The following is a 15,836-nucleotide window of genomic DNA, read 5'->3' on the forward strand; positions in this document are numbered from 1 at the left end:
ATCATGAAGAAATCCATTTCCCTGTTGCTGGCCGCATCCGCCGCGCTGGTCCTGTCGAGCGCCCACGGTCATGGCACGCCGACCCCGAACCACGGCGGCATCGTGCAGGCCGTGGGCGACACCTGGCTTGAACTGGTGCCGGCCAGCGGCAAGATCGAACTGTACGTCGAGGACGACGGCGACCCGATGCCGAGTGCGGGCCTGAGCGGCCACCTGAGCGTCCAGAACGGCGGCGCCAAGGCCGACTACGTCCTCAAGCCGGCCGGCGGCAACAGGCTGGAAGCCGCCGGCGCGCAGGCTCCCAAGGGCGCCAAGGTGATCGCCGTGCTGGTCCTGGCCGACAAGACCAAGGTGCCGGCGACCTTCGTCGTGAAGTAGGCGGGACCGGGCACGAAGCGGAACGGGAAGGCTGCGGCCTTCCTTTTTTTCATGCGGACCTTCTCTACAGGTCGAGGGTCAGCGATGGCCCGCGCGCGCGCGAACAGCAGGGCGCCATGCAGTCCATGCGCGCGCGCCGGGCCTCGTCGAGGAACAGGTCGCGGTGCTCGGGTTCGCCGGCCAGCACGGGGGTCAGGCAGCTGCCGCACAGGCCCTGGCGGCAGGCGCTCGGCACGTGGATGCCATGGCAGGCCAGCGCGTCCAGCGCGCTCTGGTGCGCCGGCACGTGCACCACCCGGCCGCTGCTGGCGATACGGATATCGAACGGGCGGGCCGGCGGCAGGTCGGCGGCCACGGCGAAATATTCGCGCCGGATGCGGGACGGGTCCCAGCCCTGCGCCAGCGCGGCGTCGCGTACCGCGTCCATGAAGCCGGCCGGGCCGCACACGTACAGGCAGGCATGCGGATCCGGATCGGCCAGCACCGCCGGCAGGTCGAGGCGCTTTCCGCCCGCCGCCTCGCTCTCATGGAAATGCACGCGCCGGGCGTAGCCCGATTGCGTCAGACGCTGCGCGAACGCCGCCCGCCGCCGTGTGCGCACGCAGTAGTGCAGTTCGAACTCGGCGCCACGGCGCGCGAGCGCGTCGGCCATGGCGATGATCGGCGTGATCCCGATGCCGCCCGCGAACAGAAGGGTGCGCCGGGCGCCGGCCTTGAGCTCGAAGTGGTTCTTCGGCGCGCTGATGCCGATCCGGTCGCCGACCTTCACGTCTTCGTGCAGCGCGCGCGAGCCGCCGCGCGAAGGCGCCGTCTTCAGCACCGCGATACGGTAGCGGCGCCGCTCGCGCGGATCGCCGCACAGCGAATACTGGCGCACCAGGCCGTTCGGCAGGTGCAGGTCGATGTGGGCGCCGGCGCGGAAGGCCGGCAGCCGCCGTCCATCCTCGGCCGCCAGCTCGAACACGCAGACGTCCTCGGCCTCGGCGCGCTTCCCGGCCACCACCGCCGCAAGGCGCAGCGGGCGCTGGCGGCGGCCGCGCAGCCAGGCAGCCGTGCCGGTCCAGGCCAGCAGAGGCACCGACAGCGCGCCCAGGAACAGCAGCAACTGCCCGGCGATGCCGCCGACCCAGCCGTAGTGCAGCGCGGTCCCGAACAGGTAGGCGCGGTGCGCCAGCGGGTTGGCGGCGTAGGGAATGAAGGCGGGCGCCCGGGCGCCGTACGGGTCGATCCGTACGTAGCTGAGGGCGTTCGCATGCGGCGCGTCGGCGCCGACCATCTCGAAGCTGACCGGCAGGCCCGGCGCCGCCGGCAGGCGGATCTGGACCCGGCGCGGGTGCGGCAGCAGGGCTTGCGCCTGTTCCCACATGCGCTGCAGCGGCGCCCGTGCGGCGGCGGCATCGGGCGCATGAGGCGCCGGTAGAGGCGCCCCGTCGCCCAGGTGGAAGGCCTGGGGCAGCGCGGTCAAGGCCGAGCTCAGCAGCATCGGCAGCGCGTACAGGGCCGCCGTGCGGTGGAGGCCGAGCCAGCGCGCCTGTCCGCGCACGCCGCGCGGAGGACGCAGGCCGGCCTTCAGGCTGCGCCGGGTAGGACGCCACAGCACGATGCCAGCCCCTGCCGCCGCCGCCAGGAACAGCAGCGCGAAGCTGCCCGCCACGCCTTCCTGCGCGGGCAGGAAACCGAAGATGTGGATCCGGGCGATGGCGCCGAAGGTGCCGCCGTACACGGCCTCGCTGCCCAGCACGCGGCCGCTGCAGGCGTCGACGTCGATCCAGCGGCCATCGTCGAAGCGCACGCGCCACCCCGCGTCCGGCGAATCGGACGAGCGCAGGAAGCGCAAGGGGCCGCTCCGGGGGCTGAAGGCGCGCGCGCTGTCGACGATCCGGTCGAGCGGCAGCGGGACGGCGCATGCCGGCGCGGGGATGGGGGCGGGCGGGGCGCGCAGCGCCAGGATCGCACCGCTCAAGGCCACCATGACGAAGGCCGGACCGGCCACGAGTCCGGTCCAGCGGTGCACGCAGGCGAGGAGCGGCCGCGGGCGGCCGGCGCGCGCGCGGGGCATCGGCATCAGACCTTCGGATCGGGGCGGAACAGCCTGTCGTGGAAGCCGCTGACCTGGACGTGGATCGTCACCGGCGCCGCGCCCTTGTTGCGCCAGTACCAGCCGTGGATCCCGTCGAAGGGCGCGGTGAAGCTGCCGCTGCCGGATTCCTGCTGCGCCACCTTCCAGTAGGTGCTGAAATCGCGCGGGCCGGCATTGTGCGGTTCGCCGTGCATGTCCGACTTGACCGGACCGCCTGTCGAGGACCAGCTGAACACGAACTGCTCGCCCTTGTTGATGGCGGCCTTGATCTCGGCGCCTTCACCCGGCTGCAGGGTGATGCTCATCTGGTCGCTGCGGAACGCGTGCCTGGTCTGGACGACGGTCGCGGCGGCGCCGCCGGCGGCCGGCGCCACGTCCGCGGCCGGGCGGGCGCCGCGATTCAGCTGCGTCAGCCCGAGCGCCTTGCCGACGCCGCTGGGATCGATGCCGTATTCGGCCGGCAGCACGGCGCCGACCAGGATCGCGCCGGCGACCGCCAGCGCGACCGCGGTGGCCTTGCCCAGCTGGGGCAGGGTGGGGAGCAGCTTGGTATCGAAAGTGGTCATGTTTTCCTCGTCAAGCGACGGCATAGCCGGTAAGTTGGTAACCCATGAGGACGAAGCCGGCGATCATCAGCACGACGTTCGCGTTGAAGGCCTGGCGGCCGAAGGTGGCGCTGCGGCGCCAGTAGCCCATCGCGATCAGGATCGCGGACAGCGCCAGCATCTGGCCGATCTCGACGCCGACGTTGAACGACAGGATGTTCGGCACCAGCCCGTCCTTCGACAGCGCCAGCTCCTGCAGCTTGGTGGCGAGGCCGAAGCCATGGAACAGGCCGAACACCAGCACCGCGGCCTTGGTGTTGGGCTGGAAGCCGAGCACGCGCTGCAGCGCCCCCATGTTGTCGAGCGCCTTGTAGACGACCGAAAACCCGATGATGGCGTCGATGAGGTAGGGATTGATCCGGGTCTCGCTCAGCACCCCGCTCAGCAGGGTGACGCTGTGGCCGAGCGCGAACAGCGTCACGTAGGCGCCGACGTCCTTCAGCCGGTACAGGAAGAAGATCACGCCGAACAGGAACAGCAGGTGATCGTAGCCGATCACCATGTGCTTGGCGCCCAGGTAGATGAAGGGCAGGATGTGCGCGCCGCTGGCCTGTTCGAAGTAGGCCTTGTCGTCCTCGGCCACGCCGTGGGCGCCGGCCGCGCCGGCGGCCAGGACGAGCAGCAGCGGCAGCAGCGCGCGGGCGAACCGAAGAGGTGATGAAGTGCTTCGCATGGGGTCTCCGTGGTGGGGGTCAGGCGGCGAGCCAGGCGTATTCGCCGAACGCGTAGCCCATGAATGAGCCGAGCGGATGGGGAGCGATCCCCTTGACCCGGCTGCTGCAGGCCTCGATGTTGGTAATGAAGACCGGGATGGCGACGCCGCACTTGTCGTGCACCAGCACCTGCATGTCGGCATACATCTGCTTGCGCCGTTCGAGGTCGGTCTCGCCGCGCGCCTGGACCAGCAGCTGGTCGAACTGCGGGCATTGCCAGCCCGACTCGTTCCACGCGCCATCCGACTTGAAGAACTGGGTGAACAGCATGTCGGCGCTCGGCCGCGGGTTGATGTTGCCGAAGCCGATCGGCGACTTCATCCAGTGGTTCGACCAGTAGCCGTCGGCCGAGACGCGCTTGATGGACAGGTTCAGCCCGGCCTTCATGGCCGACTGCTGGATCAGCATCGCCATGTCGACCGAGCCGGTGGCCGCGGGCGAGGCCACGACCGGCAGCGTGGCGCCGAGCATGCCGGCCTTGCGCAGGTGGAAGCGGGCGCGCTCGGGGTCGTAGGGCCGCTGCGGCAGGCCGTCGAAATGGAAGCGGTGGCCGGGCGGCAGCGGCTGGTCGTTGCCGACCACGGCGTAGCCGCGAAACACCGCGCGCTTGATCTGCTCGCGGTCGATCAGGTACTTCAGGCCCAGCGTGAAGTCGGGGTGGCGGCCGGCGCCCACGGTCTGGCGCACGATCAGGTCGGTGTACAGGCCGGACTGCGATTCGAGCACGGCAAAGCCGGGTGTCTCGCGCACCCGTTTCGTGCTGCGCGGATTGAGCTCGTTGATCCAGTCGACGTCGCCCGACAGCAGGGCGTTCACGCGCGCCGGCTCGTCCGGGATACCGAAGATGACCACCTCGTCGAGGTAGGGCAGGCCATCCTTCCAGTAGCCCGGGTTGCGGACGGCGACGGTGCGCACGCCAGGCTTGAATTCCTGGCAGCGGAACGGGCCGGTGCCGATGGCGGTGTCGAAGCGCGTCGCGCCTTCCTGGACGATCGCGAAGTGCGGCGTGGCGAGCAGCACCGGCAGGTCGGCGTCGGCGCCCTTCAGCTGGATCTCCAGCTCCAGGGGGCCGGTGGCGCGCACCGTGTCGAACTGCGCGGCCAGCCCTTTGGCCTTGGAGCCGCTTGCGGGATCGTTGTGGCGGTTCAGGGAATACACGGCGTCGGCCGCGCTCAAAGGCTTCCCGTCATGGAACAGGATGCCCTTGCGCAGCTTGATGCGCCAGAGGATCGCATCGTCGGTCGTGCACTCCTCGGCCAGCATCATTTGCGGCGCCAGCTGGGCGTCGAGCGAGGTCAGGCAGTTATAGAAAAGATTGGCGCGTACGTAATCGGTCGACAGCGCGGCCTTGACCGGATCGAGCGTGTCGGCCGTGGAGCTGGACTGGGTTGCCACCGTCAGGCGTCCGCCGCGGCGCGGGACCGGGGGCTGCGCCATGCCGGCTGGCGCGAGCAATGCGCCGCCGAGGGCGAGGCCGCCGCCGAGCAGGGCGCGCAGCACGTCCCTGCGCGTCGCGGCGGCCTGGTTGGCGGGATCCGGCAAATAAGATGCATCGATCATTCGTTCCGTCCTGTCGCGATGCCAGCGCGGGCTGGCTGGCCATGTACTCCATTCATTACAACATATCCGTCCGGTGGAATTGACTTGTTTGAGGCGGTCCCGGAAACAGAAAGAGTGGTTTTGGGGCCTCCATACAACACGGCTTGCCGGCGTCCGGAGGGCGCCGCGGGCGCCATACGAAATGCTGTCTCGCGCCCATCTTCGATGTCCTGGCGCTGCGCGGCGGCGGGAACTAAGCACAAAATCCGGATCTCCCTCCTTACAATGATCAGGTCGCGCCACGGAGGTGCGGCGGCAGTCCATGATCAACTCCACGCCAAGGCAGAACGATGGACCAGACTAACTTGTACAACACCGCCGCCTGGGACGGTCCGGCCGCGCCGGCGGCGGTCCACGCCGGGGTGCAGCCGGCGCGCTCGCGCATCGCCGTGATCGACGTCCTGCGCGGCCTCGTCATGCTCATCATGCTGTTCGATCACGTGCGCGAGACGATCTACCTGCACATGCAGGTGAGCGACCCGATGGACGTCGGCAATACCGACCCCGCGCTGTTCTTCACGCGCCTGGCCGCGCATTTCTGCGCACCGGTGTTCGTGTTCCTGACAGGCCTGTCGGCCTGGCTGTACGCGCATCCCGCCTCGGGCCCGCGCTCGGCGACCGGCTTCCTGGTCAAGCGCGGCCTGTTGCTGGTGTTCCTGGAACTCGTGTTCGTCAACTTTGCCTGGGCCGGCGTGTTTCCGCCGTCGACCCTTTACCTGCAGGTGATCTGGGTCATCGGCCTGGCCATGATCTTCCTGGGCCTGGTGCACAGGCTGCCGACCGCGCTGCTGGGCGTGGTCGGCCTGGCGATCATCTTCGGCCACAACGCGCTGACCTGGATGTCGTTCGCGCCGGGCACGCTGGCCTACGACGTCTGGACGCTGCTGCTGCATCGCGGCTACCTGGTCGCCGATGGCGCGGTCAAGCTGAAGGTCACCTATCCGCTGCTGCCCTGGGTCGGCGTGATCCTGGCCGGCTATGCGGCCGGACCGGTGTACGCGGCCACCATGGCCCCGGAGCGCCGCCGCCGCATCCTTCTTGCGGCAGGCGCCTGCGCCTGGCTGCTGCTGGCGCTGCTGCGCGGCTTTAACATCTATGGCGAGGAAGTACCGTGGACCGTGCAGGACAGCGCCATCCGTACGGTGATGTCCTTCCTGGACTACACCAAGTACCCGCCTTCGCTCGACTTCCTGCTGATGACCCTGGGCGCCGGGGCGCTGCTGCTGGCCGCCCTGGAACCGCGCGACAACTGGTTCACGCGCGCCTGCGCCACCTTCGGCGGCGCGCCGATGTTCTACTACCTGCTGCACCTGTACCTGCTGCTCGGGATGCAGCACCTGCTGGTGGCGACGCTCGGCGCCAACCATGGCGAGCGCTACGGCGTCGACCATCTGTGGCCGGTCTGGGGGGTGGCGCTGGCGCTGATGCCGGTGCTGTATCTTCCGTGCCGTGCCTTCGCACGCTACAAGCGCAGCTCGAAACAGGCATGGGTCCGATACTTCTGAGCCGCCCGGTGCGGCGCGCGCTGCCGGCGCTGCTGCTTGCCGCGACGCAGGCGCCGTGCGGGGCCACCGAGGACACCGACACCCCGGGCGCCGGCAGATGGGAAATCAACGTGGCCATCAGCGGCGAGCACACCGCCTCGAGCCGCAGCTATGCGGTGCCGGAGAGCGACATCAACTACGGCTGGGGCGACAACACGCAGCTGGTGGCGGCGGTGCCGCGCATCATGCTGCGCGAGCCCGGCGTCGATCCGCGTGCGGGACCCGGCTCGGCGACGCTCGGCCTCAAGTGGCGCTTCTACGAGGATGCGCCATCCGGCTTCGCGCTGGCGCTGTTCCCGACCTATGGCTGGAGCCTGTCGAGCCGCTCCGTGCGCGACGGGCTGGCGGACCCCGGGCGCAGCATCGCGCTGCCGCTGCTGGCGGGCGTGCGCCGTGGCGACACGGCGCTGTTCGCCGAGGCCGGCCGCACCCTGCCGCAATACGGCCCGCACGAGTGGCTGGCGGGGCTGAAACTGACCCACCAATGCCTGCCCGAACTCGAGTGCCGGACCGAACTCGAGCACGTGCGCCCCGACGGCGAACGCGCACGCACGCTGGCCAGCGTCGGCTTCAAGTGGCGCGTGGCCGAGTCCCTGATCCTGCAGGGCAGCGTGGGCCGCGACCTCGGCGCCCTGCGCGAGGATGGGCGCCGGCTGGCCTTCATGTTCGGCGTCCAGCTGCTGCGCTGATCCCAGCTTTCCTTGGCTTTTCACTGGAGTCCACACATGCATGCAAGCACTTGCAGGATCGAGCACGACCTGCTCGGACAGATGGCGCTTCCACACCAGGCCCTGTACGGCATCCACAGCCAGCGCGCGCGCGAGAATTTCGCGATCAGCGGCGTCAGCGTCGGCCAGTTTCCCGACCTGGTCAGGGCGCTCGCCGACGTCAAGCAAGCCGCCGCCGAAGCCAACCATGCGCTCGGCATCCTGGCGGCCGACAAGGCGCGCGCCATCGCCGCCGCCTGCGCGGCCCTGCGCGACGGCGCCCACCACGACCAGTTCGTGGTCGACATGCTGCAGGGCGGCGCCGGCACCTCGACCAATATGAACGCCAACGAGGTCATCGCCAACCTGGCGCTCGAACACATGGGCCGGGAGCGCGGCGATTACGCCTGGCTGCACCCGAACGAGGATGTCAACCTGTCGCAGAGCACCAACGACGTGTATCCGACCGCGCTGCGCCTGGCCCTGCACGCCGCCGGCCAGCGCCTGCTGGCGGCGCTGGCGCTGCTGCGCGCCGCCTTCCAGGAGCGGGCCGACGCCTTCGCGGACGTGCTCAAGATGGGCCGCACCCAGCTGCAGGACGCGGTACCGATGACGCTCGGCCAGGAGTTCGGCGCCTTCGCCGGGATGATGGCGGCCGGCGCTAGCACGCTGGCCGCGTCGCTCGACGGCCTGCTCGAGATCAACCTGGGCGGCACCGCCATCGGCACCGGCCTGAACGCGCCGCCCGGCTACGCGGCCTGCGTGCGCGAGCGGCTGGCGCACCTGAGCGGCCTGGCGCTGGTGACTGCGCCCGACCTGGTCGGCGCGACCCAGGATACCGATGCGCTGGTGGCGCTGTCGGCGGCCTGCAAGCGCATCGCCATCAAGCTGTCCAAGACCTGCAACGACCTGCGCCTGCTGGCCTCCGGCCCGCGCGCCGGCTTCGGGGACATCGAGCTGCCGGCGCTGCAGGCCGGCTCCAGCATCATGCCCGGCAAGGTCAATCCCGTGATTCCGGAGGTGGTCAACCAGATCGCCTTCGAAGTGATCGGCAACGACCTGACCGTGTGCATGGCGGCGGAGGCGGGGCAACTCCAGCTGAATGCCTTCGAGCCGGTGATCGGCTTCGCGCTGCTGCGCAGCCTGCAGCGCCTGGAGGCCGGTTGCCGCACGCTGGCGGTGCGCTGCGTTGCCGGCATCCGCGCCAACGAGACCGCCTTGCAGCGCCGGGTGCGCGAGTCGATCGGCCTGGTGACGGCGCTGAGCCCGATCATCGGCTACGAGCGCGCCGGCAGCCTGGCGCGCGCGGCGAGGGACAGCGGCAGGGGCGTCGCCGAACTGGTGCTGGAGCGCGGGTGGATGGATGCGGCCGAACTGGAGGCGGCCTTGCGGCCGGAGCGCCTGGCCGGATTGGCCGGCTGAAGCGTCCGCTGACGCGGCCGGTCATGCGGCTGGCGCGATGGCCGGCCGCGTGGCTCAGTCGACCAGTTGGCCGAAGCGCACGACGGTGACGCCGGCGCGCACCTGGCGCAGCGAAGGCATTACCAGCACACAGTCGGGATAGGGCGTGCGTACCGGCTCGCCCTCGTTCCAGCCGATCACGGTGCCGGCCTCGGGGAAGATTTCCAGGCCGGTGTACTGGCCGGCGAAGCGGAAGGCGGTGCTGCGCGCGACGACCGGTTCGGTCACGCGGATCACGCGCGGGGAGGCGGCGGCCGGCGCCAGCCAGCCGTCCGCCAGCCAACCGTCCGGCAGGTCGCCGCCGTCGATGTTGCCGGCCAGCGCCAGGAAGCGCGCGCAGGCGTCGCGCGCCACCGCCGCGGCGCCGGCTTCCCAGTGCTGGCCGCATTCGATCAACAGGGCGTTCTTCGGGCTCTCGGGGTCGCCGAAGCCGCCGTAGTCGCGCATGCGGCGCCCTTCGGGATGGCCGGCGTCGCTGACGATATCCGCCGGTGCACCGAGTGCGCGCGCCAGCGCGATGCCCTTGGCGAGCGGTCCGCACACATTCAGCGGCGCGCTGCGCTCGTGCATCGAATGCAGGTCGAGCAGCCAGTCGACGCTGTCGACGATCGGACGCAGCGCGCGCGCGCGCCGCAGTTCGCTCGAATCGCGGGCCGGATCGTCCAGCTGCGCCGGGCTCCAGACGCGGTTGAAGTCCTGCTCGACGAAGCGCGAAGCGTCCGGGCTCGCCGGATCGAAGCGCGCATAGGCGTCGACGTTGGCGAAGGCCAGGGTCAGGCGGCCGCGGCGCGGGCGCAGGCCGGCGTCCAGCAAATCCTTGACCGCGATCGCGCCGCACACCTCGTTGCCGTGGGTGAGCGCATTGATCATCGTATGGCGGCCCGGCACGCCGCTGTCGTAGCTGAATACATACGGAACACCGGTGTTGCCCTCGGCGTAGGGGCGCAAGTCCGGAAACTCCAGGTCGATCGGATAGCGTTCCATCGGATTCATCGCATTCATTGCAGGCCTCCCAGGCACAGGTATTTGGTATGCATGTAGTCGTCCAGGCCGTAGCGCGAGCCTTCGCGGCCGTAGCCGGATTCCTTGACCCCGCCGAACGGCGCCGCCTCGGCCGCCAGCGCGCCCTCGTTGATGCCGACGATGCCGGTGTCCAGGCGTTCGGCGACGCGCCACACGCGCGCCAGGTCGCGGGCGTAGAAATAGGCCGCCAGGCCGTATGGCGTGTCGTTGGCCAGCGCCACGACTTCGTCCTCGCCGTCGAAGGGGAACAGCGCCACGACCGGGCCGAAGGTTTCCTCATGCGCCAGCAGCATCTCGTGACTGGCGTCGCCGATCACGGTCGGCGCGAACCAGGTGTTGCCGCTGTCGCCGCCCGGGCGCAGCCGTTCGCCGCCGGCGAGAATGGTGCCGCCCTTGGACTGCGCGTCGCCGACGTGCCGGAGGATCTTGTCGATCGCGCGGGCGTTGATCATCGGGCCGATCTGCGACGCCGGGTCGTCGGCCGGTCCGACCTTCAGGGCGGCCACGCGCGCCGCCAGCCTGGCGGCAAAGTCGGCGTAGACGGCGCGCTGGACGTACACGCGGTTCGGGCTGACGCAGGTCTGGCCGCCGTTGCGGAACTTGGCCGCCATCAGGCCCTCGACGGCGGCGCCGAGGTCGGCGTCCTCGAACACGATGAAGGGCGCATTCCCGCCCAGTTCGAGCGACAGCTTTTTCAGGGTGTCGGCGGCGCCGCGCGCCAGCGTCTTGCCGACCGCGGTCGAGCCGGTGAAGGTGATCTTGCGTACCCGGGCATCGTCCAGCCAGGTCTGCACCACGGCAGGCGTCTGGGCGCGCGAGGCGGTCACCAGGTTGATCACGCCGGCCGGGATGCCGGCTTCCGCGGCCAGGCGCACCAGCGCCAGCGCGGTCAGCGGGGTGTCCTCGGCAGGCTTGGCGAGCACGGTGCAGCCGGCGGCCAGGGCGGGGGCGATCTTACGCGCGATCATCGCCAGCGGAAAATTCCACGGCGTGACGGCGGCGACGATGCCGACCGGTTCCTTCACCACCATCAGCTTCTTGCCGCGCACCGGCTCGGGGATCATGTCGCCATAGGCGCGCACCGCCTCTTCGGCGAACCATTCGACGTAGGAGGCGCCATAGGCCACCTCGCCGCGCGCCTCGGCCAGCGGCTTGCCCTGCTCGGCGGAAATCAGGCGCGCCAGGTCCTCGGCGTTGTCCTGGATCAGGGCGTGCCAGCGCTTCAGCAGTTGTGCGCGCTCGCGCGCACTGCGGGCGCGCCAGGCATCGAAGGCGGCGGCGGCGCTGTTGGCGGCGGCGCGCGCATCCTCCGGGCCGCTGTCCGGCACGCTGGCAAAGCCCGCTCCGCTGGCGGGGTCGACCACGTCGTGGCGCGCAGCGGAGGCGGCCGGGCGCCAGTGGCCATCGATGAAGTTGTCCGAACACAGGAGTTCAGGGCGGTTCAGTTGAAAGCGCATCGTCATGCCTTGGGTGAGTTGATCGGAGCGGCCGCGTGAGGTCCACGGCCTGCTGATCATGGTATCCAGACGGGTGCGGCGATGCGCCTCGTTGTGGCGCCGGCATCGTGGAGGAAATTGCGAATTGCGCGCCGTGGCGGCATTTTCTGCGGCCCGGCATGGCATGACGGAGGAGGAGGTGGACCGCGCGTCGCGGTCCGGGGAAGCACTCAGGCCGGCTGGTGGTTGAACAGCTTCTCGACCGGGTAATAACCCTTGGTGAAGGGCGTCTTGATGACGATGTAGCTGAAATATTTTTCGATGCCGATGTGCGCATCGAGCAGGCCTTCGATGATGCTCTGGTAGTGCACCACACCGGTCGTGACGAACTTCAGCAGGTAGTCGAAGCCGCCGCTGACCAGGTGGCATTCGACGATCTCGTCGACCTTGCGGATCGCCGACTCGAACTTGGCGAAATCCTCGCGCCGGTGATCCGACAGGGTGACCTGGGTGAACACCAGCTGGACGTTGCCTATCCTTTCCATCTCGACGTGGGCGCCGTAGCCCGTCACGTAACCGCCTTTTTCAAGACGCTTCACCCGGATCAGGCATGGACTGGGCGACAGGCCGACGGCGTCGGCCAGGTCGACATTGGCAATCCTGCCGTTCTGCTGTAGATGCGCCAGGATACGAATGTCGATCCGATCGAGCTTCAAAGCACCACCAAGCATGTGACCTCTCTACCGGCCGCGGGGCCGTATGTACGGTTTTCCTGTCAACAAATTGTAGCCGATATGCATTAAAACGCAAATCGCAAATTTATATTCGGAAATCAGCGCACCACGGCGCGTACCTCGGGCTGGTCGAGCACCTCGTCGAGGGTTGCCTTCAACCTCGCGAACAGCAGCGCGAATTCGTCGGCCGTGTAGCACAGTGCCGGCGCGAAGCCGAGGATGTTGTCGCCGAAGGCGCGGAACACGAGACGGTTGCGGTAGGCCGCGGCGGCGATCCGTTCGCTCAGCTTCAGGGACACCGGGAACGGCGACTTGGCATCCTTGTCGGCGACCAGTTCGAGCGCGCCCAGCAGGCCGCGGCTGCGGGCGTCGCCCACCAGCGGATGGGCGAGCAATGCGCGCAGGCCGCCCGCGAAGTGCGGTTCCTGCGCCACGCCGTTGGCCAGCAGGCCGCCTTCGTGGTACAGGCGCAGCACTTCCAGGCCGATGGCCGCGCTGACCGGATGCGCCGAATAGGTCTGGCCGTGCCCGACCGCGACGTCGGGACCGGCGGCGTCGGCGATGGCCTGGAAGATCGCGTCCGAAAAGAGCAGCGCGCCCATCGGCGAATAGCCGGCGGTCAGGCCCTTGGCCACCGTCATCAGGTCCGGCTCGACGCCTTCCGCCTCGCAGGCGAACAGCGGGCCGGTGCGGCCGAAGCCGGTGATCACCTCGTCGACCACGAACAGGATGTCCAGCTCGCGGCAGGCATCGGCCATCGCCTTGAGCCAGCCCCGCGGCGGCACGATCACGCCGCCCGAACCCTGGACCGGTTCGCAGAAGAAGGCCGCCACGTTGTCGGCGCCCAGTTCCTCGACCTTGGCGCGCAGCGCCGCGACCGAGCCCGCGATGACGGCCTGGTCGTCGTTGCCGACCGGGTTGCGGTAGGGGTAGGAAGAGGGAATGTAGTGATGGTTCGCGCGCGGCAGGTCGAAGTGGCGGTGGAACACGGCCAGCGCGGTCAGGCCGGCGCCGGTGGTCGAGGAGCCGTGGTAGCCGCGCTCGAGGGAGATGAAATGCTTCTTGGACGGCTTGCCGATCGCATTGCTGTAATACGTGATGTAGCGGATCGCGGCATCGACCGCGTCCGAGCCGCCCTGGGTGAAGTAGACGTGGCGCAGCGAGGCCGGCGCCAGTTCCACCAGGCGCGCGGCCAGGCGGATCGCCGGCTCGCTGCCGAAGCTGAAATAGCCGGTGGCGTAGGGCAGGCGCTGCATCTGCTCGGCGGCGACGCGTACGATGCTCTCCTGGCCGTAGCCGGTGTTCACGCACCAGAGGCCGGAAAAGGCGTCGAGCAGTTCGTTGCCGTCGGCATCGGTGAGATAGGCGCCCTTGCCGGAGGCCAGGATGGTCACGCCGCGTTGCTGGTGAGCGTGGAAATTGGTGACGGGATGGATCAGGTGTTGGCGATCGAGATCGACGAGCGAGGTGATGGTCATTTGGCGGAGATCCTTTCGATGGACTGCATCCATGATAGGACCGGCGCGCAAGCGGTAGCTTCCGTTAAGCGGCGTCGGAACTTGCGGAAATTGTGTATTTGAACGTGCGGCGGCATTTTGTGCTGCCGCCCCGGTGCGGCGTCAATAACCGCGGCCGCGTTCGACCAGGCCGGTCGGCGTCAGGCCGGCGCGATGCCGGCGGATGTTGTCGAGGACGGCATCGACCGCCGTCTCCGGCTGGGTCATGCTGGCGATGTGCGGCGTCAGGACGATGCGTGGATGGTGCCAGAACGGATGGCCGGCCGGCAGCGGCTCGGGATCGCAGACATCGAGCACGGCCGCCGACAGCTGGCCGCTGTCGAGCGCCGCCAGCAGGTGCTCCTGCACCAGGTGGCCGCCACGGCCGCAGTTGACCAGCGCCGCGCCCTGCGGCAGGCCGGCAAACAGGCGCGCGTCCAGGATGCCGCGCGTGGCGGCGGTCAGCGGCAGCAGGCACACCAGAATGTCGGTGCGCGCGAGGAAGGCCGGCAGCGCTTCCAGTCCGGCATGGCATTCGACACCTTCGATGTGGTGCGGCGAGCGGCTCCAGCCGGCGCAGGGAAAGCCGAAGCCGCGCAGCTTGTCCAGCACGGCCCGGCCCAGCATACCGAGTCCGAGCACGCCGACGCGGCGGCTGGCGGCGGTGCGTACGCGGTGTTCCATCCACCGCTGCGCGCGCTGCTGCTCGCGGTAGACGGGCCAGTCGCGGTGCAGGGCCAGCACCGCCAGCGTGGCATATTCGACCATGCCGTCGACGATGCCCGGCTCGACCATGCGCACCACGGGCAGCTGCGGCGGCACGCGCGTGAAGTCGAACTGGTCGATGCCGGCGCCGACCGAGAACACCAGCTCGAGGTGTGGAAAGCGCGCCAGGTCCCGGGGCGGCTCCCACGCCGCCAGGTAGCGCACCCGTGCGTCGTCTCCGTCCCCGTCCAGCGGCCACTGGCGGAATTCCAGCTCCGGCGCCTTGCGCGCGAAGCCGTCGGCCCATTCCGCGCCGCGGACCGGGTCGGCCTTGTACAGGAAGATCGGGCGCGGCATCAGCCCAGCGCCTGGTTGATGATGGCGAACTGGCGCAGCGTGCCGTCGGGCAGGGGCGCTTCGCCGCGCACCATGGTCGCCACGGTATCGACCTGCAGCAGGCCCAGTTCGTCCAGCCACGGGCCGAGGCCGCAGCTGGCCGGCACGTCGATGCGCACGAAGGCGCCGGCATAGGTCCCGGTCCAGTGGCTGATCAGGGCCTTGGCGCGCTCGATGTCGGGCGCCACCACCGGACCGATGGCGTAGCCGAGGCCGAAACGGCGCAGCATCGCGTAGCCGATCAATTCGTCGTAGCGGTCGATCACCACGCATTCGGCGACTTCGCGCAGCGCGGCCAGCACGGTGGCGCGCGGCATGCCGGTGGCGCGTGCGCCCAGCGTCGCCAGGGCGGCATCCTCGCGCGAGCCCAGGGGGCGGATCCGTTCGCCGGGCGGCAGGGCCATCAGCTTGGTGCCGAACACGCTGCCCTGGTGCTGGCAGATCGCGCCGGTCTGTTCGAAACCCAGGTCCCGGTAGAGCTTTTCGCCGGCATTGGTCGAATGCAGGAGCAGGTTGCGCTTGCCGAGTTCTGCCATCGCCATCGCCATCAGCTTGCGGCCGATGCCCCGGCCCTGCCAGTCCGGACCGACGATGACCATGCCGATCGAGGCGAACTCGGTACCATGGCTCCAGCACATGATGGTGCCGACCACGGTGTCGTCGGACTCGGCGACGAAACCCACGCCCAGCCGGTAGATGAATTCCCAGTCCTGCAGCCGGTGCGGCCAGCGCAGGGATTGCGACAGGCGGTGGGCCGCCTCGAGGTCGTGCTTGTGCATGCGGCGGTACGCTAGCCCGGTCTGGGCGATTGGCTGGTCCACGGTTTCTCCTGTTTGTTGTGCGTTTTGTCGGGCGGCCGTTGGGATGCTAACGCCGCTCGCGGCGCGACGCCAGAGGCCGCCGGTAGAACGCAACGATGTGGTGTGCCGCGCGAACCGCGTGCTACAAACTGCTGAAAG

14 protein-coding genes are annotated in these 15,836 nt (G+C 69.5%); 4 read left to right on the plus strand and 10 right to left on the minus strand.

Annotation, left to right across the window (positions count from 1 at the left end):
• Positions 1 to 3: 3 nt before the first annotated feature.
• A complete protein-coding gene (locus AM586_RS25710) occupies positions 4 to 378 on the plus strand; it encodes a hypothetical protein (RefSeq protein WP_047822407.1) in 375 nt (124 codons plus the stop codon).
• 64 nt (positions 379 to 442) lie between these two features.
• Here AM586_RS25710 and AM586_RS29215 read toward each other — a convergent pair whose 3' ends face one another.
• The 4 genes from AM586_RS29215 to AM586_RS25730 are packed head-to-tail and all read right to left on the minus strand — an operon-like array spanning position 443 to position 5,336.
• Complete coding sequence (locus tag AM586_RS29215) at positions 443 to 2,443, minus strand: PepSY domain-containing protein (RefSeq protein WP_082439546.1); 2,001 nt, start codon at positions 2,441 to 2,443, stop codon at positions 443 to 445.
• On the minus strand, positions 2,443 to 3,024 hold the full coding sequence (locus tag AM586_RS25720) for a hypothetical protein (RefSeq protein WP_052233301.1): 582 nt from the start codon (positions 3,022 to 3,024) through the stop codon (positions 2,443 to 2,445). Before AM586_RS25720 ends, AM586_RS29215 begins: the two co-directional genes overlap by 1 nt.
• Before the next feature lie 10 nt (positions 3,025 to 3,034).
• Positions 3,035 to 3,736, minus strand: coding sequence for a HupE/UreJ family protein (locus tag AM586_RS25725; protein ID WP_047822409.1), 702 nt, complete (start codon positions 3,734 to 3,736; stop codon positions 3,035 to 3,037).
• 19 nt (positions 3,737 to 3,755) lie between these two features.
• Positions 3,756 to 5,336: an ABC transporter substrate-binding protein gene (locus tag AM586_RS25730; RefSeq protein WP_047822410.1), complete on the minus strand. Its 1,581-nt coding sequence runs from the start codon at positions 5,334 to 5,336 to the stop codon at positions 3,756 to 3,758.
• A gap of 329 nt (positions 5,337 to 5,665) precedes the next feature.
• On the opposite strand from AM586_RS25730, the gene AM586_RS25735 reads away from it, so the two are divergent.
• Genes AM586_RS25735 through AM586_RS25745 form a run of 3 tightly spaced genes read left to right on the plus strand, consistent with a single transcriptional unit; the run spans position 5,666 to position 9,048 of the window.
• Positions 5,666 to 6,880: a DUF1624 domain-containing protein gene (locus tag AM586_RS25735; protein ID WP_082439547.1), complete on the plus strand. Its 1,215-nt coding sequence runs from the start codon at positions 5,666 to 5,668 to the stop codon at positions 6,878 to 6,880.
• Complete coding sequence (locus AM586_RS25740; protein ID WP_156328095.1) at positions 6,862 to 7,608, plus strand: hypothetical protein; 747 nt, start codon at positions 6,862 to 6,864, stop codon at positions 7,606 to 7,608. Before AM586_RS25735 ends, AM586_RS25740 begins: the two co-directional genes overlap by 19 nt.
• A gap of 36 nt (positions 7,609 to 7,644) precedes the next feature.
• Positions 7,645 to 9,048: an aspartate ammonia-lyase gene (locus tag AM586_RS25745; protein ID WP_047822414.1), complete on the plus strand. Its 1,404-nt coding sequence runs from the start codon at positions 7,645 to 7,647 to the stop codon at positions 9,046 to 9,048.
• A 54-nt stretch (positions 9,049 to 9,102) separates the two neighbouring features.
• Here the strand turns inward: AM586_RS25745 and AM586_RS25750 are convergent, their stop codons facing one another.
• The 6 genes from AM586_RS25750 to AM586_RS25775 form a co-directional block, all read right to left on the minus strand.
• The gene (locus AM586_RS25750; protein ID WP_109370605.1) at positions 9,103 to 10,080 is read right to left on the minus strand and encodes a M14 family metallopeptidase; all 978 of its coding nucleotides are present in this window, start codon (positions 10,078 to 10,080) and stop codon (positions 9,103 to 9,105) included.
• A 5-nt stretch (positions 10,081 to 10,085) separates the two neighbouring features.
• Positions 10,086 to 11,567, minus strand: a complete 1,482-nt coding sequence (locus tag AM586_RS25755; RefSeq protein ID WP_047822418.1) for an NAD-dependent succinate-semialdehyde dehydrogenase — start codon at positions 11,565 to 11,567, stop codon at positions 10,086 to 10,088.
• 209 nt (positions 11,568 to 11,776) lie between these two features.
• Positions 11,777 to 12,277 (minus strand): Lrp/AsnC family transcriptional regulator, encoded by a 501-nt coding sequence (locus tag AM586_RS25760; RefSeq protein WP_047822420.1) that lies wholly within the window; start codon positions 12,275 to 12,277, stop codon positions 11,777 to 11,779.
• Between the two features lie 101 nt (positions 12,278 to 12,378).
• Positions 12,379 to 13,758: an aspartate aminotransferase family protein gene (locus AM586_RS25765; protein WP_047822422.1), complete on the minus strand. Its 1,380-nt coding sequence runs from the start codon at positions 13,756 to 13,758 to the stop codon at positions 12,379 to 12,381.
• A 141-nt stretch (positions 13,759 to 13,899) separates the two neighbouring features.
• On the minus strand, positions 13,900 to 14,838 hold the full coding sequence (locus tag AM586_RS25770; protein ID WP_047822423.1) for a glyoxylate/hydroxypyruvate reductase A: 939 nt from the start codon (positions 14,836 to 14,838) through the stop codon (positions 13,900 to 13,902).
• Positions 14,838 to 15,656, minus strand: coding sequence for a GNAT family N-acetyltransferase (locus AM586_RS25775; RefSeq protein WP_047822425.1), 819 nt, complete (start codon positions 15,654 to 15,656; stop codon positions 14,838 to 14,840). Before AM586_RS25775 ends, AM586_RS25770 begins: the two co-directional genes overlap by 1 nt.
• Between the last annotated feature and the right edge of the window lie 180 nt (positions 15,657 to 15,836).

The sequence above is a fragment of the Massilia sp. WG5 genome, assembly GCF_001412595.2.
GTDB lineage: Bacteria > Pseudomonadota > Gammaproteobacteria > Burkholderiales > Burkholderiaceae_D > Telluria.